Source organism: Photobacterium sp. GB-36, from assembly GCF_003026135.1.
Lineage (GTDB): Bacteria > Pseudomonadota > Gammaproteobacteria > Enterobacterales > Vibrionaceae > Photobacterium.
In genome coordinates this window covers 34,382-58,207 of the sequence record NZ_PYNY01000002.1, presented here as the reverse complement: position 1 = coordinate 58,207, position 23,826 = coordinate 34,382, and the positions used below count along the sequence as shown (strand labels likewise).

Genomic DNA, 23,826 nt, shown 5'->3' with positions numbered 1-23,826 from the left:
CTTATCCTGAAATAAGAGAGTTATACGACGTGCACTACAAAAAGTTATCCCCACTCCTATTTACCCTTATGGCTTTAACAATATCGAACTTTGCTCACGCAAAAGATGACGAGAAACAACAAGCAGTTCCTGTTACTGTCGAGCCTATCTCTACCAAAGAGTTTGTCGCTACATTAAATGAAGTAGGTAAAATCAATGCGATTGATTTTGCTGAACTCACATTCAGTACTCCCGGTAAACTTGTTGCCATAAACTTTAAAGATGGTGATGTGGTTAAAAAAGGTCAACTAATCGCAAAACTAGATAGTAGTAAAGCAAAAGCTGATTTAGATAAAGCGGCAAGTTCTTTAACTACAGCAAGAAACAAAGTAAAACGTGTTGCTGAGTTAAATAGAAAACAACCTGGCGCATTATCTAAGCAAGATTTTGAAGAGCTTCAAGATGCCGCGAACCTTGCAGCGGCCGATTACCGCCAGCAACAAGCCATTTTGAAAGATTATGCCATTACCGCTCCTTTTGATGGTGAACTGACCAACTTCACTAAATCAGCAGGAAGTATGATTGATGCAACAACACCTCTGGTAAGTATTTATAACCTCAACCCTGTTGAAGTCTCCTACACCATTAGCCAAAACGATCTTGGTAAAGCAGTAAAAGGCCAGCCCATCACTGTGACTGTTGAAGCATACAAGGATATGATATTTAACGGTATTGTTGATTACGTCGCACCAGCCGTTAATAAAAACACGGGGCGTGTGGCTATTCATGCTCGTATCGAAAACCCAGATCATATTCTAGCACCCGGTATGTTTGCTCAAGTGAGCCAAATGGTGAATGGTCGAACTAATCGAATTGTCGCGCCACAAAACGCGATTCTTGCTCATAATGAAGATCGTTACGTATGGGTCGTTGATAAAAATAATGTTGCTACTAAGCGTTACCTAACTTTAGGTAACAACCTTAATAATGGCTATGTAATTGTTGAAAAAGGCTTAAAGGTAGATGACATTGTTGTTGTCACTGGTCATCAAAAAATCGATGATGAAACTTTAGTAAATATCATCAAGACTCAAGCATCAACAGCTGATGCACCAGCACAAGAGCAAAAAAAGAAAACAACCGATCCAGCAAAAGCAGGACAGGAAAAAACTAAATCAGTGAAGGAGCAGAGCAATGAGACTACCTGAAGTCTGTATTAAACATCCTGTTTTTGCTTCAGTGTTAAGTATTGCAATTATTCTTATTGGTTTGTTTTCTTTCCAAAAACTTGCAATTCAATATTTCCCTGATCACAACACGCCTAAAGCAACGGTTACCGCCAGTATTGATGGCGCTAGCGCAGACTTCATGTCACGAAATGTCGCAACACATTTAATTAATGCCGCAACAGGGTTAGAAAGCGTCGATATTATGACGACTGACTGTACCCAAGGTAAATGTACATTAAATGTAAAATTTAGCGATGGTATTACTGATGTTGAATATGCGAACTTAATGAATAAGTTACGTAGTAGCATTGAAGCTATCGTTGATTTTCCACCAAGTATGGTTGATAAACCGACGGTTACCGATGATTCCGGTGATAAGGGCTCAGCTAGTAACATTATTACCTTTATCAATAAAGGGAAGATGAGTTCGCAAGAGATGTACGACTTCATTGGCCAGCAAATCAAACCACAGTTTAGACATATTCAAGGTGTTGGTGGGGTATATGGACCGTATGGTGGTGCAGCAAAAGCTGTCCGTGTTTGGCTGAACCCAAACCGTATGATGGCACTCAATGTTAAGCCCGCTGATATTGTAACAACACTCAGTGCATACAGTTCATCATTCACAGTTGGTCAGATCGTTGGTGAAGCGCGTAATTTCCAAATTAACCCAGTGACTCAAGTAACCAGTGTTAAAGATGTACAAGATCTCGTTATCCGCGTCGATGATGGCAACATCATTCGCATCAAAGATGTGGCTGATGTCAAAATGGGTGAAAATAGCCTGACACCAAGCAAACTTAAAGTGAATGGTGAAACTGCAATGTCACTGCAGGTGCTACCACTGAAAAGTGAGAACCCGGTTGATGTAGCTGCTCGTGTAAAAGCTGAAATCACCAAGATGCAGCAACACTTGCCAGATGGCTTAGAAATGAAGATGGTCTATAACCAAGCCGATTTCATTCAAGAATCTATCGACCAAGGCTTCCATACCCTCTTTGAAGCTATCGTTTTAGTATCCGTAATTGTGGTACTTTTCCTTGGTTCACTGCGTATTGCATCAATCCCAATTATCACTATCCCTGTATGTATTATTGGTGTTTTTGCAGTAATGTCATTTCTTGGTTTCAGCATTAACGTGCTGACTATTTTAGCCATTATTCTTGCGATCGGCCTTGTGGTTGATGATGCTATCGTGGTGGTTGAAAATTGTTATCGCTATATAGAAGAAGGTGAAACACCGCTTAATGCCGCCATTAAGGGCAGTAATGAAATTATCTTCCCAGTAATAGCAATGACAATGACCCTTGCTGCGGTTTACCTGCCTATTGGTTTAATGTCAGGTATGACAGCTGATCTGTTCCGCCAATTTGCTTTTACTCTTGCAGCATCAGTGATCATCTCAGGTATGGTTGCATTAACACTGTCACCGATGATGTGTGCGTATTTAATTAAACCGGTAGCACAACAACCTAAATGGTTTGCTGCAATTGATAAGCAGATTCACAAACTATCACTAGGTTACACGAAACAATTATCTAAATGGTTTGATCGTAAAGCATTGATGGGGGGTATTGCACTGGCACTTATCGCACTTTCGGGTGTTGCGGTATGGTCGATGCCACAAGTATTGTTGCCAATAGAAGATACTGGCTTTATTGATGGTAGTTCAGAAGCACCGACCGGTGTCGGTCGTCGTTATCATATTAAGCATAACTCTGAGCTAAATACGGTTATGGAAGATAACAAAGATATTGCTGCAAATTTATCTTATATCGAAGCAACACCATCCAATCATATTTTACTCGAACCTTGGGGCAAACGTACTAAACCGGCAGATGAGATTGTAGCTGAGTTAACTGAAAAAGCAGCAAGTACTCTGTCTGCATACAGTATGTCATTTAGTGTGCGCTCTGCTGATGGTCTAAATGCAGCAACCAATTTGAAACTGCAGCTTAAAACCGTTAATCGAGATAATACAAAGCTCAATGATACGGCTAACCGTATCGTTAAAAAGTTAAGTGAGTATAAAGGCTTAACTCGTGTTAAAAGCTCATTACTTCGAGATCAACTGCGATATGACTTACGCATTGACCGTAACGCAATCATCTTGTCAGGCGTGGCTTATACTGACGTAACCAATGCACTATCGACCTTCCTTGGCTCATTGAAAGCGGCAAACTTACAGGCTGATGACGGCTTTACCTACCCTATTCGCGTTCAAGTAAACCGTAAAGATCTGGGTAACTTTGATATTATCGATAAGCTTTATGTAGCGTCAGAATCGGGACAAAATATTCCTTTGTCTGAATTCGTTTCAATTAAAGCAGTAACATCTGAGTCCAGTTTTAAAACTTATATGGGACAAAATAGTGCTGAGATCACAGCGACATTAATGCCAGGTTATACTGCGAGTGATGTCCGTAATTACATTGATGAAAATGTACCTGAGCTACTTGATGACTCACAGAGCTATGCCTACGACGGTGTGGTTAAAGAATTAATGGACTCACAAGATGGTACACAAACGTTATTCTTAATGGCGCTCATTTTCATCTATCTGATCTTAGCTGCGCAATTTGAAAGTTTCGTTGATCCACTGATCATCCTTCTTACCGTTCCTTTGTGTATTGTAGGCGCTGTTTTGACCCTCTGGGTCTTTGGTCAAAGCCTCAATATTTACTCACAAATAGGCTTATTAACCTTAGTCGGATTGGTCACTAAACATGGGATCTTGCTGGTTGAATTTGCCAATGAGCAACGTAAGCATGGTAAAACTGCCATTGAGGCGGCAATCCATAGTGCTCGCTCACGTTTACGTCCAATTTTAATGACATCATTAACCATGATTTTAGGTGCTCTACCCCTGGCATTTGCATCAGGTCCTGGCTCATTAGGTCGCGTAAATATTGGTTTGGTCTTAGTGGGAGGATTAACCGCCGGCACATTTTTCTCACTATTTCTTGTTCCAGTTGCTTATGTCGGGATGAGTAGATTAAGAGAAAAAGACGTACTAAAAACCATCTTAAGTGGCCGTGGTTTCCGTCAACGAAAATAACACTAAATCAACGTTGCTATAAGTAAAAACGCCTGCATCACTGCAGGCGTTTTTTTATTTTCAACTAACGAATATTATGCTTTTTCAGAAAGGATAATACGCAGTGTACGACGAAGTGGCTCAGCAGCACCCCATAGTAGCTGATCACCAACAGTAAAGGCGTTCAGGTAATCATCACCCATCGCAAGTTTACGAAGACGACCAACCGGTACCGATAGTGTACCCGTTACTTTAGCAGGGCTTAACTCTTGCACTGTTACATCACGATCATTCGGGATAACTTTTACCCAATCATTATGTGATGCAATAATTTCTTCGATTTCATCTAGCGGTACATTTTTCTTCAGCTTTAATGTTAGTGCTTGGCTGTGACAGCGCATCGCACCAATACGTACACAAGTACCATCAATTGGGATTGGAGAATCCTCTAAACCAAGAATTTTGTTCGTTTCAACAGACGCTTTCCATTCTTCTTTGCTTTGACCATTTTCACGCTTCACATCGATCCAAGGGATCAAAGAACCGGCTAATGGCGCACCAAACTCTTGTGATGGGAAATCGCTTGAACGTAATGTATCTGCCACTTTACGGTCAATATCAAGAATCGATGTTGATGGATTCGCGAGCTCGCTTGTCACTGAATCGTTAATCACACCCATTTGGCTGATCAACTCACGCATGTTCTTAGCACCCGCACCAGAAGCTGCTTGATATGTTTGTGACGTCATCCACTCAACAAGTCCTGCCTTATATAGGCCACCGACAGCCATCAGCATTAAGCTAACTGTACAGTTACCACCAACATACGTATTGGTACCATTGTGAATACCTTGCTGAATTTGATCAAAGTTAACAGGATCAAGTGTAATAATTGATTCTGGCTTCATACGTAATGTTGATGCCGCATCAATCCAGTAACCTTTCCAGCCTGCTTGACGTAACGCTGGGTACACTTTTTCAGTGTAGCCACCACCTTGACAGGTAATAATGGCATCAAGTTTTTTTAAGCTTTCTAAATCAAAGGCATCTTGCAGCATGCCTGCATCTTTACCTAAATTAGGCGCTGGAATACCAATCTGAGAGGTTGAATAGAATACAGGGTCAATTAGTTTAAAATCACCCTCTTCGACCATACGTTGCATCAGTACAGAACCGACCATACCACGCCAACCAACTAAACCTACTTTCATCATTTGCTACTACACTCCCTGTCGTAATTTAACGGCTGCTGTTTCCATCTATAGAGATTTAAAGGCTTAAAAACAAGCATAATTTTAATATCCACTTCAAAATACTATCGCAAAAAAGAGTAACAATCTTTGTTAATTTATCGATATTTGAATTTCTTATTACTGGTATTAGTTATTTTTATAAGTTCAAAAATGCAACAGCAAAGAAGAATAAAACAGCAAAAAGGCTTAAAAACTAGTACTTAATGTATGTTTTTAACTCTAAATATGAAATTAAACATTCAAGACCATATAATTCAATTAAATACATATCTTTGAAAACCCCCGACTATCCTGATAATCTCTCTAACCTAACTTTATTGGATATATTATTTATAAACTGAGTGTATTTTGGTTTTTTAAACTAATTTAAACATTATCTTTATGTTTTAAAATAAATAACCAGAATAATAAAACCAATATACAAACACAAAATAAAAACCATTATTTAACAAAACAAACACAAAAAAAGCAGCACTTTTGCTCATCTTTTAAAGCAAAAGACTCAGGTCACATATAGAAACATTATTTATCGCGGTTTTAAGGCTAGCTGCTACAGTAGCCGAAGTTTGTTACAAGCTGTGATGCATGTGATTTATTAACTAGTATAGAAATATTCATTACTGACTTTGGGCTAGCAGCTCATTTACAGGTACGATAAACAAGGTTAGAAGTATGGAAAAACAGACTGTCGTGAAACTACCCTCGTTGATGCAAGTTCTTGTTGCTCTCGGTATTTTCCTTGCACTAGCATTCTCATTTACCGCTAAGTTAAATTTACCTATTCAACTAGCACTCTACATCGGCTGGTTCATTATCATTGGGTTAGGTATAAAACTAGGCCATGATTACAAATCATTAGAAAAAGCCGCCACAAAAGGTATTGCTAATGGTCTCGGTGCCGTATTAATTCTGCTTGCGGTTGGTGCGCTTGTGGGTACTTGGATTGCAGGTGGTATTGTTCCAACCATTATTTACTACGGTCTAAAAGCCATCCACCCATCCATTTTCTTGTTAGCAACAATGATCATTTGTTCATTAACAGCGTTAGCAACCGGTACTTCTTGGGGTGCAGCAGGTACGGCAGGTATCGCTATGATGGGGATTGGCCAAGGTTTAGGTATTCCCGCTCCTATGACTGCTGGTGCTGTTCTTTCTGGCTGTTACTTCGGCGATAAAATGTCACCACTATCAGATTCTGTGATCTTGGCATCTTCTATGTCTAACGTTGAAATCATGGAACATATCAAAGGTATGCTGCCTATCTCACTGATCAGTTACGTGATCACGGCCATTCTATTTACTGTTGTGGGTTACCACTACTCAGGCAATGTAGATATGACGCAAGTTGATTCAGTGATTCAAGCAATGGATAAGCAATTTGTTATCTCACCATTGTCTTTTATTCCTGTGGCTATTGTCTTGGTGTTACTGGCTTTACGCTTACCATCATTCCCTGTTATTACACTAGGTTCTCTATTGGGTATTATTTGGGCAGTGATGATCCAAGGTATGGATCCTTTAGTTGCCTTTAATACTGCATGGGCACCATTTTCTATTAGCTCTGGTGTTGAGTTTATTGATGCGATCCTAAACCGTGGTGGTATGTCGTCAATGCTTGGCTCAGTCGCCGTGATCATCTTCGGTCTTGGTTTTGGTGGTCTATTAGATAAGGTCGGTGTACTGCAAACTATTGCCCGTCTTTTTGAAAAACGCGTAAATTCCGCAGGTAGCCTATCCGTTTCCACTATTGCTACTGCTTTTCTAGGTAACGTATTTGGTTCTGCGATGTATGTTTCGCTGATCCTTACACCTAAAATTTGTGCAAAAAATTACGACCGTCTAGGCTACCAACGTAAGAACCTTTCTCGTAACGCTGAGTTTGGTGGTACGTTGACCTCAGGTATGGTGCCGTGGAGTGATAACGGTATTTATATGGCAAGCATTTTAGGTGTTGCTACGTTCTCATACGCACCATTTATGTGGTTAAGCTTCGTTTGTATTATCGTAACGATTGTCTGTTCATTCATGGGGTGGTTTGTGGATCGCTGTCCACCAGCATCAGAAGCCCAATTAGCACAAGATGATGAAGAAGAAGCACTTGCTGTTAAACAGTTAACTTCATAATATTTATTAAGCATAAAGAATAAGCCCCATTATATTAGCCAAATAATGGGGCTTATTTGTTTCTATACCTATTACTCATTTCGTCGTTCAACCCTTCCTTCCGTTACAAAAAAATCAATAATAACCTCGAGTTCCCCCCGCAGCGTGTAGTTATTGTCTTTATTCACTAAAACCGTGCATAAACAGGTACATACTCATACCTTTTTCCTTAATAGCGCATCGTGACGTAACGGATTTAGATCTTGTCATTATGGCGCCTGCTATCTACCTCATGGGTTCACAAGTTCAATACATGGGACGTATCATGGGGCCTATTGGTACTGAAGGCCGTTATATCCCAGTTATGATTGCAATTTCGGTGCTAAATGCCTTCGCTGCTATGTTTGTGATGAATATCTTAGTGTGAATATTTAACTTGCCGTGGGCCCTTTCACGGCAAGCCTTTTCATAATAGCGCTGCATATTTGCTTTTATTCTTCACCTTTTGATCATTACACAGCCCTTATTTGGAGCTTTATATGTCTTTTTCTCTTGATGCTTACTTAGAAGAACTTCGTCCTTTAATCAATATTGACTGCGGTACGCTAACCGTTGACGGTATTAATGCTATTGCTGAGACCATGGCAACAAAATACCAAGATCTGGGATGGCACATTAAACGTGTCGATTGTGGTATTGCAGGAACTGGCCTAGAAATTCGTAACAAACCTGAAGCCGGCCATATTGATGCCATGCTGATCGGCCATATGGATACCGTATTTCCTGTTGGTACAGCAGCTGCTCGCCCAATGACAACCGATGAAACAAAAGCTTATGGCCCCGGGGTTTCTGATATGAAATCAGGGTTATTAAATATTGTTTACGCACTACGTGGTTTAGATCAGCAGATCTTAGATACACTTTCTATCTGTGTATGCATGAACCCAGATGAAGAAATTGGCTCATTACATTCTGAAGCATGGCTTAAAAGTGTCGCCGTTAATGCAAAGCATGTTTTCGTCGCTGAGGCGGCTCGCGCTGACGGCTCTTTAGTTAAAGCCCGTAAAGGTATGGCACGCTATCGCTTAAGCTTCCATGGTAAAGCAGCACATGCAGGAAATGAACCTGAAAATGGCCGTAGTGCAATCAGTGAGATGGCACACTGGATCATTGCGATCAATGAGCTAACCAATTTCGTTTCTGGTACTACTTTTAATGTGGGTGTAGTTAAAGGGGGAGCTGGTGCCAATATTGTGGCTGATTTTGCTGAAGCGATTGTTGATGTACGTTTCTGGGACAACGATGAGTATGCAGCCGCAGATCAGAAAATTCGTGCACTGTGTGATACTCCTTTTACTCCGAACATCACAGTTATTGCAGAGCGTGAAGCGCATAAACCATCGATGGTGCCAAGCCCACAAACAGAGCGATTAATGGCACAAGTTGAAGCGATCGGTAAAGACTTGGGTATTGATATTACATGGCAAGCCGTCGGTGGTGGATCTGATGCAAACCTAACTGCAGTGTTAGGTGTTCCAACATTAGATGGTCTAGGTCCTATTGGTGCAGGTTTCCACAGTGCTGATGAATGGCTAGATCTCACTTCAATTGAGCCGCGTATCCGTTTATTACAACGTATTTTAGAAAAGTTAGCAGCGTAAAAACAACAAAAGGCTGCATCAATGCAGCCTTTTGTTCTCTTTGGATGTAGCTAACTCCACCCGTAGAGAACAACACAACCCGTTCAAGTTTTCTTTGCTAAACCACTCCTGATTTAGCCCGTTTTTGTGAATATCTCGGCCTTTCCTGCTGATATCTGGGCACTATGTAAATTGTCTAATTTAAATTGTATAGCCCTAATTGGATGACGCCATAAGTAACGTGGAAATGTCCAACGTAACACATGGATCATTTGTAATCGTTTGGCAGATTGGTAGCAATGCCCAATACAATGCGAACAACTTGGCTTATCATCACCTAGTCGACAACCTGTTACGCGCTCCTCAACATACTCGATAAGACTTTCACATTCAGGACAAATAATTGCCCCACGGTGCAACGTTTTACAATATAGGCGAATCATCGCTTTCACTGCGTTCAGTTCACGTTGCGATCGAACTGAATGATTGTTTTGAACTATCATAGTGGCGTTATTATCCACTGGGGCCATAAAGATCCAATGATAAAGATCAATTTTTTCAAGAAATCGTAAATTTATAAGCAAATATCGAAATACGAGCCAAAAAATTGATTAAAAGACATACTTTAATACATTGTTCAAAAAAAGAACTGAATGTGAAAATGACCTTCTACGCATTTTCATAAATACTTAAACTGGAGTTATACTCCAATTTTTATGTCTGTTGACGGAAAAGTACATAGCTTAAAGTAATACCTCTTAATCATTTATCACCTTTGTTGCTAATCAATATTGTTGAGGATTCTATGATTCCATTTTCTCTCGATTTAAAAACAATCAAAGCTGTTATTTTTGATTTAGATAACACCTTGGTTACTTCAAACATAAACTTTTCTCAGTTACGCAAACAACTAGGCTGTCCTCAAGATATCGATTTATTAAGTTATATTGAAACGCTTAACGCTGATCAAAAGATGCATGCCAATAATATTGTTTTTGAACATGAGCTTTCTGATGCAGAAAGCTCTTTTCCCATGATTGGCTGCCATGAACTACTGATATATTTACAAACAAATAAGATTAAAACAGCAATCATTACCAGAAACTGCTTGGCTGCAACCCACAGAAAACTCATTCAGAATCAAATCAGTGTTGAACGTGTAATTACCCGCGAATGTTTTCCACCGAAACCCAATCCAGCCTCTTTAGAATCATTAGCAAAGGATTGGGGACTGATGAGTAATGAAATACTTTACGTTGGTGATTATTTTTATGACTTGCAAGCAGCTTATAACGCTAGGATGCCGTCTTGCTTGGTCCATCATGGTAAGGCGTTAGCGTTTAGTGATGCAGCGTCATTAGCTTTAAATGAGCTAAGCGATTTACTTGTTCAATTTCAATCAGTAAAGAAGAACTAACAAGACCATCATAAAGATAGTCTTGTTAAATCAGTTATCATCATCAGCGACTTAGTGGGTGACAAATGTTGCCATTTGATGATTAAGTTCAGTAACTTGTTCTTTTACCTTAGAAGACGTTTCTGCTGCACTTTGACTATGATTGGATACCTGATTTACAGAATCAGTAATATCTGCCATGAGTACGGTAATTGAATTTGTTGCATGTGATTGCTGCTCTGCGGCTGCGGCAAGCTCTTCCATTTGACCATTTAATTGGCTAATTTTTGTTGTCGTAGAGAGTAAACGTGACACTGCTTTTTCAATATGTTCCGCGCCTTGATCGGCAAGAGATTGGCTACTATCAATTTCTTCAACCACAGCGTGTGTAGAGTGTCGAATCGCATTAATGATATCGTTAATCTCTGTCGTCGATTGGGTTGTTCTGGTTGCTAACATTCGAACTTCGTCTGCTACCACAGCAAAACCTCTGCCTTGATCTCCAGCTCTTGCAGCTTCAATAGCGGCATTAAGTGCGAGTAAATTCGTCTGCTCAGCTAAGCCTTCAATCACTTCCGTCACCCGGCCAATCGCTTCACTTTCTTTACTTAATCGCGTTACCTGAGTGCTCGCCGTAGCAATATTGTTGTGCAAGGTTTCCATTGTAATTTTATTTTGCTCAAGTGCATCACGCCCTAACTCAATTTCTCCTTTGGAATCTGACAACTTTTGTACCGATAACGTAACCTGTTCTAACGTATTGTCTGTGGCAGAAGCGATTTCTTCTAGTTGGTTTCCCATCTGCTCAATGCTCGCTTGTTGGTGCACCACATTCGATGATGTGACATGTGCAGAAGTCAGCAACTCTTCCATGCTTACATCAACTTGTTGAGCTTTATCAGTAACACCAGAAACAATTTCTGACAGTGAAGCATTCATTCTATTTATTGACTCAGTTAAAACGGCCAACTCATCATTCCCAACGACTTTAAGAGGAGGTTGAGATACATCACCAAAAGCAATCGTCTTTGCTCTCTCAGACAGTAATGAAATACGGCGACCAATGGTATTTCCCATATACTTTGAGATAGCAATTGCCGAACTAACAATTAATACAATGGCAATACACATAGTCGTTAGTACATTTTGAATTGATTGATTAATTCCTTGCCCGCTTTGATCTGCACGTTGTTGCTGTGCTTGCACTACCGTTTCTAAACTCTGCTCAAGGGCTACGGCTGAAGGTAACAGCTCATTTGCCATGAGTTGATTTGATTTATTCCATTCTGGTGAAAGGCGAAGGGCTATTACATTCTCCGCTAAAGGAAAGTAAAGTTGCTGCATCTCTTTAAAAAGCGCCCATAAGGATGCATGCTCTTCCGTTAATCGATCTAACTTTTTATCAATTTCAGCCACTGATTTTTTATGTGACTCAATGAGATCTCGATACTTATCTAAGTACTCTTGTTGTCCGTATAACAAAAAATCGCGAAGTGAAGCCAATGCATTTGCTAGTGATACATAACTGTCAGCATAAACCTTAAAGAGTCTTTTTCTCTCACCGCCAAACGGGTTACTGGACTCTTCATTAATCAAACTTTGGATCTGATCTAATGCGACCTCAGCAATAGGTGCCGCTTCATTAATGAAAAGGTTATGGGCGGGTAAATTTTCACGGCTATGGCTTAAAACAAGCAATTGATTCAATGATTTTTTAACAGATTGCCATTGTTCTTGAATGGTGTTGAACTTTTGTGCTGAAATCAACGTTTGAAGCGTTGGCAAAGACTCATCAATAGAAGCAATCGTCTTGTGAACATCCTTATTCAATTGTTGGCTATGCTGATCATCACCTCCCAATAACATATAAGCACGGATAGAAGATAGCGATGCTTGTACCGATTGCTGTATACCTCGGCTCGTATCGACGGTCGGTATATCAGAAGTCAGCAAAGAAGATGCATATTGTTCAACCGTCGATATATTGCGATAGGTAAATACCGAAGAAACAATAAAAAGCAATGCCAATAAGGCAAAGCTCAGTTGTAACTTCCTTGATATCGTAAGTTTCATCCATAAACTCCTGATAAAAATATTAATAAAATATAGCTAAATTTTACAAATTGTTAAATGAAACAATAAAAATAATTAACATTTATCCGAATTTAGAGATCTACTGCAAATTGCTTTTTTATAGAACGAGTTATATAAAAACAAAACGCCATAATTTTGACGCTTCAATACCATGCTGAGGCTAAAGAAAATAATCAAACGTGAGAAGAGATTAAGACGTGTTTTTGAGTATTACGATAAGTAAATAGAGAACAGAGTAACATGTTCAACATCGGCCATACTTTCAACGAAAAAGAGAATGGTATGGCCGATATCGCTTATAAAGATTAATTATCCGAGTTTAAACGACGTAATAGCTGATCTTTTAAATTCGGCGGTGTGCCTTTAATGGTTAACGTATCTGTTTCTGGATCATAGAAAATACGCTCACCCAACAACATACTGTCGAAATTAAGCGTCATACCACCGCCAGAGCCAACAAATTTCGTAAGTTTACGCATTGCTGTGCGATCGGCAGGAAAGCTTTCTTCTAACTCATAACCTTGCTTTGACGTGAATTCATAAAAGTTTGTACCGTCGTCTGAGGTCGGTAATTCACCTGCAAGTTCTTTTACCGCGACTTCATCACCCGCTTGCAGTTGGCTATTACAGTAATCATAAACCTGCTTACGGTATTGCTGTTTTTCTTCTTTATCTAAACGTGAATCAGCACAGAAATCTTCCACAGCTTGCATCAGCACTTGGTTTTGCTCTTTCACATCTAAACCAACATCTGCTTGCATAAAGTCTAAGAAAAAGTCTGCAATTTTTCGCCCCACACGCCCTTTCGCGAACGTTAAGTAACGCTTAGATTCAGGGTCGGTTTCCCATGAAGACAGATCAATACGCGCAACAATATCCATTTTGGCAATATCAAGGTAGTCAGTCGCACTAATACTTAATTGCTCAGTTACTTTCATACTGTGACAGGTCGGTAACATACCAATAAACAGGTAATCTGTTGCTAATGACTGGTATTCCGCCATCACAACCGTACCTGCTTCAGCAAAAGGATATTTAGCCAATTCTGTTTGTAAACGCTTAACCGCCATATCTGAAAACGTTAAGAAATCTAATTCGCCTTGACGGAATTGCTTCAGCCAATGAGAAAACTCACTGTCTTGAGCAAAAAGTGCAAAACCTTTCGCCCCCTTACTGCTGTAAATGCGATGGAGTTCAGCCACGAGATCTTCAGTCGATGCATCGTTCTCAAGAGTCTGATTTCTTAGATGTATTTCTAGTTCATCTTGGTCGTTTTTTGTCAATTGATGAAGAATGACATTAGAAAGTGTTAGGCTCATAATGAAAAGGTTTTCAAGAAAAGTGAACTCTAGGTTATCATAAGTCGCTTATGTAAACATTAAACAAGATTTCTTATGCCAATTACTTCAAAATACAGCACTAAACAAGTTGAACAAATCATTGATGACATGTTCGATGTACTTGAAAAACATAAAACATCACCAGAATTAGCACTGATGGTTGTTGGTGATATTGCAACCAATATTATTAACGCGAATGTGCCGGCTGCTCAACGCGCAGTGATTGCAGAAAAATTTGCTAAAGCTCTGCAGACCTCAATTAAAAAAGACTAAGTTTAATAGTCATATTAAACTTGCATTGAAGACTGAGAAGAATTGACATTTATGGTCGCCAGCGGAAATACCTACAAAGAGAAAGTCTCACAGCTAATTAGCTGGGGACATTGGTTCAGTTTCTTTAATATCATCGCAGCCATGCTATTGGGTACGCGATATATTACACATTCAGACTGGCCAGCAACGCTGATCGGGCAACTTTACCTTTTATTAAGTTGGGTTGGTCATTTCGGTTTTCTTGTTTTTGGCATTTATATTCTCATTATATTTCCAGCAAGCTTTTTGATCCCCTCGCAACGTTTAATGCGTTTATTTGGGGTATTAGTCAGCACCGTTGGTTTAACCGCCCTATTGCTTGATACCTATGCTTATCAAACAGTAGATTTACATTTAAGCCCATTGGTATGGGATTTATTGTTAAGTGGCGATAAGACAGAATTAAATGCCAGCTGGCAATATCTATTTGTCGTTGTTCCAGTCATCTTCCTCTTTGAGCTAATGTGCTCAGAGTGGGTATGGCGCAAACTTAGAAAGCTAACCCGCAAACATGTTGGCGGTCCTATCGCACTTGTTTTTGGGGTTTGCTTTCTAGGTAGCCATCTCATTTACATCTGGGCGGATGCAAATTTATACCGTCCCGTTACGATGCAACGTTCTAATTTCCCATTTTCTTATCCGATGACGGCAAAAACCTTCATGGAAAAGCATGGTTTATTAGATCGACAAGAATATGCTAAACGTCGTGCAGAGCAAGGCGTGCAAAACAGTGAATTTGTTCGCTATCCGATCAGTAAGTTAAGTTTTAATGATCAAGGCACAGACCAAAATCTTCTGATCATTATGGTTGATAGTCTACGCAGTGATATGTTGACATCAACGGTTATGCCTAACTTAACGGCATTTGCTCAAAACAATCTGAATTTCACCAATAACTACAGTTCAAGTAATAGCAATTCGACTGGCGTATTTGGCCTGCTATATGGCTTACCAAGTGGCTATATCAATAGTATTCGCGCTGAGAAAAAATCACCGGTATTACTCAATACTCTTCAAGAACGCGGTTATCATTTTGGTTTATTCAGTGGCGAGAATTTTGATTTACCGATTTATCGTGAAGCTATTTTTGCCAATACTAAACTGGCAGTAACAGATTCACGACACTCTCATGACATTGAAAGTGATTCTCATGCAATAAAAGATTGGGATCATTGGTTAAATAAACAAAAACAAAATCAACCATGGTTTAGCTTCCTTGAATTGACCTCTGTTCAACAGTTTAAAGAAGGTGAACATTATAAACCTCGCTTCACTCCGTCATTAGGCAGCAATGCCATTAATGAAAAAGGGGTCGATTCCACATTGCTGCTCAAAAATAGTTACCGTAATGCGGCGTATCATATTGATGAAATGCTTGGACGTGTGTTTGCTCAGTTAGAAGCAAAAGGTGATATGGCAAATACCATCGTGGTGATTGCCTCTAACCACGGTACTGAATTTAATGAGACAGGTAACAACACTTGGGGCTCTGGCAGTAACTACAGCCAATACCAAATAAAAGTACCGCTGATCATTCACTGGCCAGATCATTCTGCGCAAGAAGTGACACGCTTAACCAGTAATTTAGATCTGGTACCGACACTGATGGAATCATTACTTAATGTCGCTTCAGCGAGCTCAAATTACAGTTCAGGTGTGAGTTTATTTGATAACAATAATACTCGTCGTTGGTTATTAGCTGGAGATGATTCTGATATTGTCGTTGTTCAAAATAAACAAACAACCGTGGTTGATAAATATGGTAATTACAATGTCTACGATAAAAATTACCAATTAGAAGACGAAGGCAAACCAAAGCTTTCAACACTAATGCAGGTCATGAATGAATTAAAACGTTTCTATGAACCGAACCGTAATCAAGATAATGACAAGTAATTATTTATCGTAAACTAAAAATAAGAAGCAGCGTTAATTAATCGCTGCTTTTTATTTATCAGTGGTAATCATCCCTTGCATCACTATAACAATGGTTAAATCCATCTTGCCAACCATTAAAATACTTACCTTGCTTTGCCATTCGTTCAGGATCACGTCTAAACCCCTCTCTATGCATCATTTCATCAAGCTTTCTGCTGTGACACCCATCTTGATAACCATCAAGATAAGGGCGTGTAAAACCTAACTCAGAAAGCTGTTGATGACGACTTGTCGTGCATCCCGTTAATATAAAATATAAACAAACATAAAAGAAAAGTGGGTAAGACTTCATTATTAACACTCACCTAATATTGTTTACACTTCACAATTATTCACTATAAATATAATTGCATTTCACATAAGTATAGTGGTGAAAATCACTTTTTCATGTCTAAATAAAAAGACAGTTTAAGCCTCGATCTGATCGCATTTTTAACGCTTAATTTCAATAACAGTACAATTTTGTGGGTTATATCGCGCCTATTTATCAATGAATCGTTAAAATATAAACTGTTATAAATATTAAAAATAATATTAAAAATGAATTAGGCTCAATTGGAATATATCCTTTAATGAAGAAGCACGTTGATCTTTTTTATCAAAACATTACAAAGCAATGGGGGAATGCGCATAGCTTACGTACCATATGTGAACTAACTTGCCGTAATCTTATGGAGTTTTTTAACGTCCATCATTGCCAGCTTATTGTGGCTTATAAAGGACATTGGCAGTCTCTCGTGCAACAGAATGAAGCCGGTATCCAGTATAGTTTTCCACCTGTTGTCATTTCAGAAGAAACACATGCCGATATTTACCAATCACTTTTAGGGCAAAACAGCACACAACCTTTCACTACTTCTAATTCTGATTTTCATCGAGTGTGGCTGCCACTACAACGTCGTGAACAACGTATCGGCTGGCTAATTATAGATTTTCCTCATGCCGTGAAAGTAGATATTGGGGTATTTAGTCAATTGTGTACACTCCTTGCCACTGAAATTGATGCCAACCTTTTATCGCCAACAATTAAAACTGAAAATAGCTCTCGCCGACATGTAGAGCAAGAATTAAGAAACAGCCAATACGAACAAGATCTACTACTTGAGCAACTCCAAGCTATGCATAGTATTTCTTTCATGCTATGGCGAACAAAATCAATCAAAGAAATGCTCTTTATTGCCGTTGATGAAGGAAAAAAACAACTCGAAATCGATCGTATGGCAGTCTTTCTATTTGATAAAGAATACCGCATGCATGGTACCTATGGTACTGATATTGCTGGTAATACTATAGATGAATATTATTTTGAGTCAGTGATCCCAAAACAATGGTACGCAACACGAACACTTGAAGAAAAAGAATACCTCGCGGTTCAAGAAAACACCCCGCTTTATCACGATTTAAAGCAGGTTGGCTTTGGCTGGAGCGCCTATATTGCCTTATGGGATGAAGATACCCCAATAGGTTGGATTGCTTGCGATAATCTGTTAACAGGTCGCCCTTTCCGTACTTATCACCACCAGTTATTAAAACAATACGGGTTTATCATTTCGCAGCATCTCGTTCGTCATCAGGCTGAAGATCGTCTCAAACGGCTCAATAGAGATCTCGAAAAGCGCGTACTTACCCGTACTGAAGAGCTTAATAACGTTAATAAGATGCTGGAAAAAATTTCTCGTCTTGATCCATTAACCAATATCGCTAATCGTCGCGTATTTGATAAATCGATTGCAGATGAATGGCGTCGAGCTGAAAGACATCAGTTGCCTATTTCTTTATTAATCATGGATATTGACCACTTCAAGCAATATAACGATCATTTAGGCCATGACGCCGGTGACCTCTGCTTAAAGAAAATAGCTCACGGGCTAGCTGATATTGAAAGACGAGCAGGGGCGTTATTTGCTCGTTTCGGTGGTGAAGAGTTTGTTTTATTACTTCCAGGTCAAGACAGTAAAGCCGCTGTTTTTTCTGCGAAAAAGATCTTAACCACAATGAATGAAATGGCATTGCCTTTCCCGCAGAATGAAGAGTCAGAAACGAAAAAAAATCCGATAGTCACCCTCAGTATTGGTGTGAGCTCTATGGTACCGACTCAAGGCAGTAGTTATAAAATGCTATTTAATACTGCTGATAAGGCCTTGTACCGCGCAAAAGATGAAGGGCGAAACTGTTACAGACTCTTACTCTAGTTTCAATACAAAGTGGCGACTCAATAACGTAACCACTTTGTGTCCTCTGTATCTTCTATTTTTCTTTTGGCTTTCGTTTTCGCGTTGTTTTACCTGCAGTATTAGATGAAGATTTTGCACTTGTCGTTTTCTTTGAGTATCGACGCTTCGCTCCCCCCTTACTCCATTCGGGTGACTTTAGATCGCGTAAGCTTTGTGGAATATCGGAGACTTTTACTTTTTCCATCAGGGCTGTTATCTGTACCTCTAGTGCGCCCATAAAGGGTTGATAAGCATATTTTTTATCTGCCATATCCTGTAGTTGATGTTCCCAATGCGCTGTCATATCAGGATAGGTTGCTTCATTCGGCAAGGCATAAATCAAGCCTCTCCCTGCCTCGGTTGCATGAATGGTTTTACCTTGTCGATGTAATAGCTGACGCTTAAATAAAATTTCTAAAATCCCAGCACGTGTCGCTTCAGTGCCTAAACCATCGGTATCACGTAAAATTTTCTTTAACGATGGATCAGAAACAAAGCGAGCAATCCCCGTCATTGCTTGCAATAAGGTCGCTTCCGTAAACGCTTTGGGTGGCTCCGTCATTTTGTCTTTTATTACACCATCTCGACAAGTTAATACCGTACCTTTTGTCAACGGCGGCACTTTATCAGCCAGATCGTTATCATCACCTTTATCATCTCGCCCTAATAATACCCGCCAGCCCGCATCCATTAGTTGACGTCCTTTTGCTACAAACTGCCCGTTAGCGATAGTAAAGACTAACTTCGCTTCCGCATAAATCGCTGCTGGGTAAAATTGCATCAAATATTGTCTTGCTACTAGCTGATAGATCTTCGCTTCACTGGAACTTAAGCTTTGTGGGTTCACCGTTTTTGGCGTAGGGATAATTGCATGGTGAGCATCCACTTTTTTATCATTCCATGCTTTGGACTTTAATGCTGTATTTGCGCCAGAAACCGCATTCGATAGGCTATTGTCTGTATTGGCAATAGCACCACAAACCTCACCAGCTTGCTTGAAATGATCGTTAGGTAAATAGCGACTATCAGAACGTGGGTAAGTGATCACTTTATGCTTTTCATATAACGACTGACAGATACTTAAAACATCTGCCGCACTCATACCATAGCGTTTAGCAGCATCAATTTGTAATGCTGATAAAGAGTAAGGTAAAGGCGCCGCTTGCTTGGTTTCTTTACGCTCAGATTCGGTGACTTCCGCGGCTTGTCCTTTTATACGACTCACCACATTTTCACAAAGCTGCCGACTGAGTATTCTTCCCTCTTCATCTTGATAAGGCTCGCAAGCTTTACTTGGTAGCCATCGCGCCTGAATCTCTTGCTCTGCATAAGGAATAAGTGCAAACACATCATAAAAAGGCTTAGGAATAAAATTAGCGATCTCATCATCACGACGCACCACTAAACCTAAAATCGGTGTTTGTACTCGCCCAACAGACAATACCCCCCGATACCCCCCTTTTTGCCCAAGTAAAGTATAAGCTCGAGTCATGTTCATACCATAAAGCCAATCAGCCCTAGAGCGAGCTAAGGCTGATACCGACAATGGTACAAAATCATGATTACTGCGCATAGAAGATAACGCTTTTTTAACTGCGGCTGGGTTAAGATCAGAAATAAGTAACCGTAATGCGGTCTTTTTCTTTGTCGTAGGTAATTTAGCGTAATCTATCACCTCATCCACCAGCAATTGCCCTTCACGATCAGGATCGCCAGCATGGACAATTTCTGAAGCCGATTTAGCTAACTTTTTAATTACCGCTAATTGCTGTTTCGCCGCTTTACGTGGAATAAGCTGCCATTTTTCAGGAATGATGGGTAAATCATTTAAATTCCACTTTTTATAGCGCTCGTTATAAGCATCAGGCTCGACTTGTTCAAGTAGATGTCCAATACACCACGTAACAATATCGCCATTACCGACTTCGATATAACCATTATTATTTTTATGAGGTCGAGGAAGCACTGCGGCAATCGCCCGACCTAAACTTGGCTTTTCTGCAATATATAAACGGCTCATCAAAATCTTTATATGACAGTGAATAATGCTGAAACTGTACCTAAAACAGCGCAGTGCAGCAAGAAATACTGGATATAAAACCAGTTGGCAACGCCTAATTTTGTTTCTTAGATGTGATAAAATGCGTCTTAATCAATACTGAACAGTCGATTCATAAGAGAGATAAATGCTTAATTTAAAAACATTGACCCCCGTATTCGCTGTTGTATTGCTACTTGGCTTGCTCTGGGTTGGGAGAGACTCATTGCATGATTTTATTGAACATAATGATTTCAGCCATCCCGATAAACCAAACTTTGGTGCCTTCCTCAACATTGACGAAAAAAAGAAAGCCTTCTTTGACTATCTATATCCGTTTGTTGAAGAAACTAATCACCAGATCTTAGAAGATCGTCAACAACTAGAACTCCTGAGTAAAGATCCAGCCAAGATAGATTTAGATAACGACTTGATTACAACGCTTAGTCAGCAATATGATCTGCCATTACCAAAAAAAACAATTACCCAGCAATGGCTAACAGAATTATTAAAGCGCGTTAATGTTATACCTACACAATTAGTCCTCGCACAGGCCGCATTAGAATCATCATGGGGAACATCACGCTTTGCTGAAAAAGGAAATAGTTATTTTGGCGAATGGTGCTTTACCGAAGGGTGCGGTATTCCGCCATTAGATATTGATCTTGAACATTATCATGAAGTGAAAAGTTTTCCTTCTATCCATGCAGCAGTAGAATCTTATTTTAATAACATCAATACTAATGATGCTTATAGTGAACTGCGTAATATTCGTGCAAAACTGCAACAGGATAATAAACCGATCACCGCACAAGCATTAGTTCATGGCTTACTCGAATATTCGCAAATTGGGCATCAATACATCCAACGCTTATTAGACCTAATAAACTCAAATAAAGATCTTATTCCAACCACGTCTTCTTCATAGATATTAAAAAAGCTGATCGTTAATGATGGCATTAACTGATCAGCTTCTATTTCATGTTCTCAATCACATTATGATTGCGCTTCAAACCACGCTTTTACTGTTTGATAATCACCACGAAAAACAATACGTTCTGCCTTTTTACTTAACTGATAGGTGTACATTGGATCATAATATTGTTCAAGTAAAGGCACTAACCAGCCATCATGATCTGACACAGATCCCGTTGATTGCATCACGTTAATCGCATGTTTCTGCGCATCGAGTATTTCTTGATAACGCTCTAGACCTAAACGCTTACGAATATTAAACATGCCTTTTTCAAGGTATTCTTCAAACAAGATCCAGCCTTGCTCTTCACCGTAATGGGCAACATAATCATGTTGCATGGTAATCACATAGTCATCCAATAAACGGCCTAAGCGGACATCTATTGGATCTTCAATAACGGCGATGGATGCTTGTTTCATCGCAGCTTGAAGCGATAATGGCACCATCACGCAGCCAATACTCTTACTTTCATCTTCATAGATAAACTGTGTCACACCACGATCGTGTTTTTTTAGCATTTGTACCGCTAAATCGTTTTCAAAAGCGATTTGCGTACGCTGTGGGGTAACAAACCGACCAAATGATGAACCACGGTGATGGGCTGCACCTTCAAGATCAATACCATTCGTAAGCTCATTGACCATAATGGTTTTACCATTCCCCGTATTACCCGCCACAATCACAGTAGGCTTTTGTGCGATATCATCAATGGTATCGATTAAATAACGGCGAAGCGCTTTATAACCACCAGTAATAAAAGGAAAATCAATCCCCGCTTCTTTAAGCCACTGTTGGGTGATTTGTGAACGTAATCCACCACGAAAACAATATAAATACCCGCTAGGATTCGCTTCACAAAACGCTTTCCACTGGGCAACACGTGCTGCTTTTACTTCGCCATGGACTAATTCATGACCCAGTTTAATCGCTGCTTGTTGGCCTTGATTTTTATAACATGTACCTACTGCTGCACGTTCATCATCCGTCATCAAAGGACGACTAACAGAAGTAGGAAATGCGCCTTGAGTAAACTCAACCGGCGCACGCATATCCATTAACGGTGTATCATTAACAAACAGACTGCGAAAATCTTCGCAATTGGGACGTTGCATTAGCAAACCTCGATTAAGGTATCGCCATCCATCGGCTCTAACTCACCAATCGCTTCCAGCAAAATGTCGTATTTTTTCGCAATTTCAATTAATTCAGCTTCACAATCAGGTGTTGCTGCTAATAGTAAGCCACCCGATGTTTGTGGATCGCATAATACTGCTTTTTGCTGATCGGTCATTTCACCAAGTTTATCGCCATAACTCATAAAGTTACGCTCAGTACCACCTGGTACACAACCTTGCTCAATGTACTCATACACACCAGGCAATGTGGGCACTTTATCAAACCACAGCTTTGCTTTTAAATTGCTGCCTTCACAGATCTCTGTTAAGTGACCCATTAAGCCAAAACCTGTGACATCCGTTAGGGCTTTAACACCCGCAACGTCAGCAAAATCTGCGCCCGGTTTATTTAATTTGCACATCCAATCGCGTGCTAATCCTTGGTGCTCATCAGCCAACTTAGATTTCTTTTCTGCTGTTGTTAATACACCAATACCCAATGGCTTAGTGATATACAGCTTACAGCCTGCTTCAGCACTGTCATTACGCTTCACACGAGCAGTATCAACAATACCTGTAACAGCAAGACCAAAAATTGGCTCAGGGGCATCAATAGAGTGACCGCCAGCAAGTGAGATCCCTGCTTCACGACATACAGAGCGACCGCCTTCAATGACTTGTTGCGCAATTTCAGGGGCTAAGATATTGACAGGCCAACCTAAAATAGCAATCGCCATAATAGGCTTACCACCCATCGCGTACACATCGCTGATCGCATTCGTTGCGGCAATACGACCGAAATCAAATGGGTCGTCAACGATTGGCATGAAGAAGTCGGTAGTACTTATCACTGCTGTACCATTACCTAAATCATAAACGGCAGCATCATCTTTACTTTCATTACCCACCAAAAGGTTAGGATCTGAGAATGGGGCTAACTGGGTGCGTAAAATGGTGTCGAGAACTTGGGGAGAAATTTTACAACCACATCCGGCACCGTGACTGTATTGAGTTAGGCGAACATTTTCCATGACACGCTCCAAAAAAGGGAAAGAGTCAGGGATTCTACTCCTGCCCCTAACACCTGTCATCTTTAGAGCGAATATCATGCTATTTTTCCATTGATATAAATCAAAAATAGCGTTAAAAACAATCAATCTGAG

At 39.9% G+C, this 23,826-nt stretch carries 18 protein-coding genes; 10 read left to right on the top strand and 8 right to left on the bottom strand.

The genetic code is table 11. From position 1 onward, the window contains the following. Positions 1 to 29: 29 nt before the first annotated feature. Positions 30 to 1,187, top strand: coding sequence for an efflux RND transporter periplasmic adaptor subunit (locus C9J46_RS01990; RefSeq protein ID WP_107206135.1), 1,158 nt, complete (start codon positions 30 to 32; stop codon positions 1,185 to 1,187). After that, positions 1,174 to 4,266: an efflux RND transporter permease subunit gene (locus tag C9J46_RS01985; protein ID WP_107290486.1), complete on the top strand. Its 3,093-nt coding sequence runs from the start codon at positions 1,174 to 1,176 to the stop codon at positions 4,264 to 4,266. The genes C9J46_RS01990 and C9J46_RS01985 overlap by 14 nt, the downstream gene beginning before the upstream one ends. Before the next feature lie 74 nt (positions 4,267 to 4,340). Here the strand turns inward: C9J46_RS01985 and asd are convergent, their stop codons facing one another. Continuing rightward, the gene (asd, locus tag C9J46_RS01980) at positions 4,341 to 5,459 is read right to left on the bottom strand and encodes an aspartate-semialdehyde dehydrogenase (protein ID WP_005368890.1); all 1,119 of its coding nucleotides are present in this window, start codon (positions 5,457 to 5,459) and stop codon (positions 4,341 to 4,343) included. A gap of 711 nt (positions 5,460 to 6,170) precedes the next feature. On the opposite strand from asd, the gene nhaC reads away from it, so the two are divergent. From nhaC to C9J46_RS01970, 3 genes are all read left to right on the top strand, one after another. Then, positions 6,171 to 7,622, top strand: a complete 1,452-nt coding sequence (gene nhaC / locus C9J46_RS01975) for a Na+/H+ antiporter NhaC (protein WP_107206133.1) — start codon at positions 6,171 to 6,173, stop codon at positions 7,620 to 7,622. Between the two features lie 250 nt (positions 7,623 to 7,872). After that, positions 7,873 to 8,028, top strand: coding sequence for a hypothetical protein (locus tag C9J46_RS21520; RefSeq protein WP_158259266.1), 156 nt, complete (start codon positions 7,873 to 7,875; stop codon positions 8,026 to 8,028). A gap of 112 nt (positions 8,029 to 8,140) precedes the next feature. Next, positions 8,141 to 9,262, top strand: coding sequence for a M20 family metallopeptidase (locus C9J46_RS01970; protein WP_107290485.1), 1,122 nt, complete (start codon positions 8,141 to 8,143; stop codon positions 9,260 to 9,262). Between the two features lie 113 nt (positions 9,263 to 9,375). Here the strand turns inward: C9J46_RS01970 and C9J46_RS01965 are convergent, their stop codons facing one another. Next, the gene (locus tag C9J46_RS01965) at positions 9,376 to 9,771 is read right to left on the bottom strand and encodes a nitrous oxide-stimulated promoter family protein (protein ID WP_233217614.1); all 396 of its coding nucleotides are present in this window, start codon (positions 9,769 to 9,771) and stop codon (positions 9,376 to 9,378) included. A 275-nt stretch (positions 9,772 to 10,046) separates the two neighbouring features. On the opposite strand from C9J46_RS01965, the gene C9J46_RS01960 reads away from it, so the two are divergent. Continuing rightward, positions 10,047 to 10,658, top strand: coding sequence for an HAD family hydrolase (locus tag C9J46_RS01960; RefSeq protein WP_107206131.1), 612 nt, complete (start codon positions 10,047 to 10,049; stop codon positions 10,656 to 10,658). A 51-nt stretch (positions 10,659 to 10,709) separates the two neighbouring features. Here the strand turns inward: C9J46_RS01960 and C9J46_RS01955 are convergent, their stop codons facing one another. Together C9J46_RS01955 and yejK are read right to left on the bottom strand one after the other, a co-directional pair. After that, positions 10,710 to 12,710: a methyl-accepting chemotaxis protein gene (locus C9J46_RS01955; protein WP_107290484.1), complete on the bottom strand. Its 2,001-nt coding sequence runs from the start codon at positions 12,708 to 12,710 to the stop codon at positions 10,710 to 10,712. Positions 12,711 to 13,036: 326 nt separating this feature from the next. Next, positions 13,037 to 14,050 (bottom strand): nucleoid-associated protein YejK, encoded by a 1,014-nt coding sequence (gene yejK / locus C9J46_RS01950; RefSeq protein WP_107206129.1) that lies wholly within the window; start codon positions 14,048 to 14,050, stop codon positions 13,037 to 13,039. Positions 14,051 to 14,125: 75 nt separating this feature from the next. Between yejK and C9J46_RS01945 the strand changes: the two genes are divergently transcribed. Continuing rightward, positions 14,126 to 14,344, top strand: a complete 219-nt coding sequence (locus C9J46_RS01945) for a YejL family protein (protein WP_045083319.1) — start codon at positions 14,126 to 14,128, stop codon at positions 14,342 to 14,344. A 51-nt stretch (positions 14,345 to 14,395) separates the two neighbouring features. After that, positions 14,396 to 16,279 carry a DUF3413 domain-containing protein gene (locus C9J46_RS01940; RefSeq protein WP_107290483.1) on the top strand — a complete coding sequence of 628 codons (1,884 nt, stop codon included), beginning with the start codon at positions 14,396 to 14,398 and terminating at the stop codon, positions 16,277 to 16,279. A gap of 58 nt (positions 16,280 to 16,337) precedes the next feature. On the opposite strand, the gene C9J46_RS01935 is transcribed toward C9J46_RS01940, so the two are convergent. Then, positions 16,338 to 16,613, bottom strand: a complete 276-nt coding sequence (locus C9J46_RS01935) for a hypothetical protein (RefSeq protein WP_107206127.1) — start codon at positions 16,611 to 16,613, stop codon at positions 16,338 to 16,340. A 280-nt stretch (positions 16,614 to 16,893) separates the two neighbouring features. On the opposite strand from C9J46_RS01935, the gene C9J46_RS01930 reads away from it, so the two are divergent. Beyond that, positions 16,894 to 18,513, top strand: a complete 1,620-nt coding sequence (locus C9J46_RS01930; RefSeq protein ID WP_107290482.1) for a sensor domain-containing diguanylate cyclase — start codon at positions 16,894 to 16,896, stop codon at positions 18,511 to 18,513. A 55-nt stretch (positions 18,514 to 18,568) separates the two neighbouring features. Here C9J46_RS01930 and C9J46_RS01925 read toward each other — a convergent pair whose 3' ends face one another. Then, on the bottom strand, positions 18,569 to 20,554 hold the full coding sequence (locus C9J46_RS01925; protein WP_107290481.1) for a DNA topoisomerase III: 1,986 nt from the start codon (positions 20,552 to 20,554) through the stop codon (positions 18,569 to 18,571). 166 nt (positions 20,555 to 20,720) lie between these two features. On the opposite strand from C9J46_RS01925, the gene C9J46_RS01920 reads away from it, so the two are divergent. After that, positions 20,721 to 21,500 (top strand): glucosaminidase domain-containing protein, encoded by a 780-nt coding sequence (locus C9J46_RS01920; RefSeq protein ID WP_107206124.1) that lies wholly within the window; start codon positions 20,721 to 20,723, stop codon positions 21,498 to 21,500. A 68-nt stretch (positions 21,501 to 21,568) separates the two neighbouring features. Here the strand turns inward: C9J46_RS01920 and mnmH are convergent, their stop codons facing one another. Further along, positions 21,569 to 22,660 carry a tRNA 2-selenouridine(34) synthase MnmH gene (gene mnmH, locus C9J46_RS01915; RefSeq protein ID WP_107259699.1) on the bottom strand — a complete coding sequence of 364 codons (1,092 nt, stop codon included), beginning with the start codon at positions 22,658 to 22,660 and terminating at the stop codon, positions 21,569 to 21,571. Beyond that, on the bottom strand, positions 22,660 to 23,694 hold the full coding sequence (gene selD, locus C9J46_RS01910; protein ID WP_107206122.1) for a selenide, water dikinase SelD: 1,035 nt from the start codon (positions 23,692 to 23,694) through the stop codon (positions 22,660 to 22,662). Before selD ends, mnmH begins: the two co-directional genes overlap by 1 nt. Between the last annotated feature and the right edge of the window lie 132 nt (positions 23,695 to 23,826).

What these genes read in the sequence shown, in the direction of transcription:
- C9J46_RS01985 (WP_107290486.1), top strand. Translation starts at nt 1,174, where the DNA reads ATGAGACTACCTGAAGTCTGTATTAAACATCCTGTTTTTGCTTCAGTG.
- asd (WP_005368890.1), bottom strand. Translation starts at nt 5,459, where the DNA reads ATGATGAAAGTAGGTTTAGTTGGTTGGCGTGGTATGGTCGGTTCTGTA.
- nhaC (WP_107206133.1), top strand. Translation starts at nt 6,171, where the DNA reads ATGGAAAAACAGACTGTCGTGAAACTACCCTCGTTGATGCAAGTTCTT.
- C9J46_RS21520 (WP_158259266.1), top strand. Translation starts at nt 7,873, where the DNA reads ATGGCGCCTGCTATCTACCTCATGGGTTCACAAGTTCAATACATGGGA.
- C9J46_RS01970 (WP_107290485.1), top strand. Translation starts at nt 8,141, where the DNA reads ATGTCTTTTTCTCTTGATGCTTACTTAGAAGAACTTCGTCCTTTAATC.
- C9J46_RS01965 (WP_233217614.1), bottom strand. Translation starts at nt 9,771, where the DNA reads ATGGCCCCAGTGGATAATAACGCCACTATGATAGTTCAAAACAATCAT.
- C9J46_RS01960 (WP_107206131.1), top strand. Translation starts at nt 10,047, where the DNA reads ATGATTCCATTTTCTCTCGATTTAAAAACAATCAAAGCTGTTATTTTT.
- C9J46_RS01955 (WP_107290484.1), bottom strand. Translation starts at nt 12,710, where the DNA reads ATGAAACTTACGATATCAAGGAAGTTACAACTGAGCTTTGCCTTATTG.
- yejK (WP_107206129.1), bottom strand. Translation starts at nt 14,050, where the DNA reads ATGAGCCTAACACTTTCTAATGTCATTCTTCATCAATTGACAAAAAAC.
- C9J46_RS01945 (WP_045083319.1), top strand. Translation starts at nt 14,126, where the DNA reads ATGCCAATTACTTCAAAATACAGCACTAAACAAGTTGAACAAATCATT.
- C9J46_RS01940 (WP_107290483.1), top strand. Translation starts at nt 14,396, where the DNA reads ATGGTCGCCAGCGGAAATACCTACAAAGAGAAAGTCTCACAGCTAATT.
- C9J46_RS01935 (WP_107206127.1), bottom strand. Translation starts at nt 16,613, where the DNA reads ATGAAGTCTTACCCACTTTTCTTTTATGTTTGTTTATATTTTATATTA.
- C9J46_RS01930 (WP_107290482.1), top strand. Translation starts at nt 16,894, where the DNA reads ATGAAGAAGCACGTTGATCTTTTTTATCAAAACATTACAAAGCAATGG.
- C9J46_RS01925 (WP_107290481.1), bottom strand. Translation starts at nt 20,554, where the DNA reads ATGAGCCGTTTATATATTGCAGAAAAGCCAAGTTTAGGTCGGGCGATT.
- C9J46_RS01920 (WP_107206124.1), top strand. Translation starts at nt 20,721, where the DNA reads ATGCTTAATTTAAAAACATTGACCCCCGTATTCGCTGTTGTATTGCTA.
- mnmH (WP_107259699.1), bottom strand. Translation starts at nt 22,660, where the DNA reads ATGCAACGTCCCAATTGCGAAGATTTTCGCAGTCTGTTTGTTAATGAT.
- selD (WP_107206122.1), bottom strand. Translation starts at nt 23,694, where the DNA reads ATGGAAAATGTTCGCCTAACTCAATACAGTCACGGTGCCGGATGTGGT.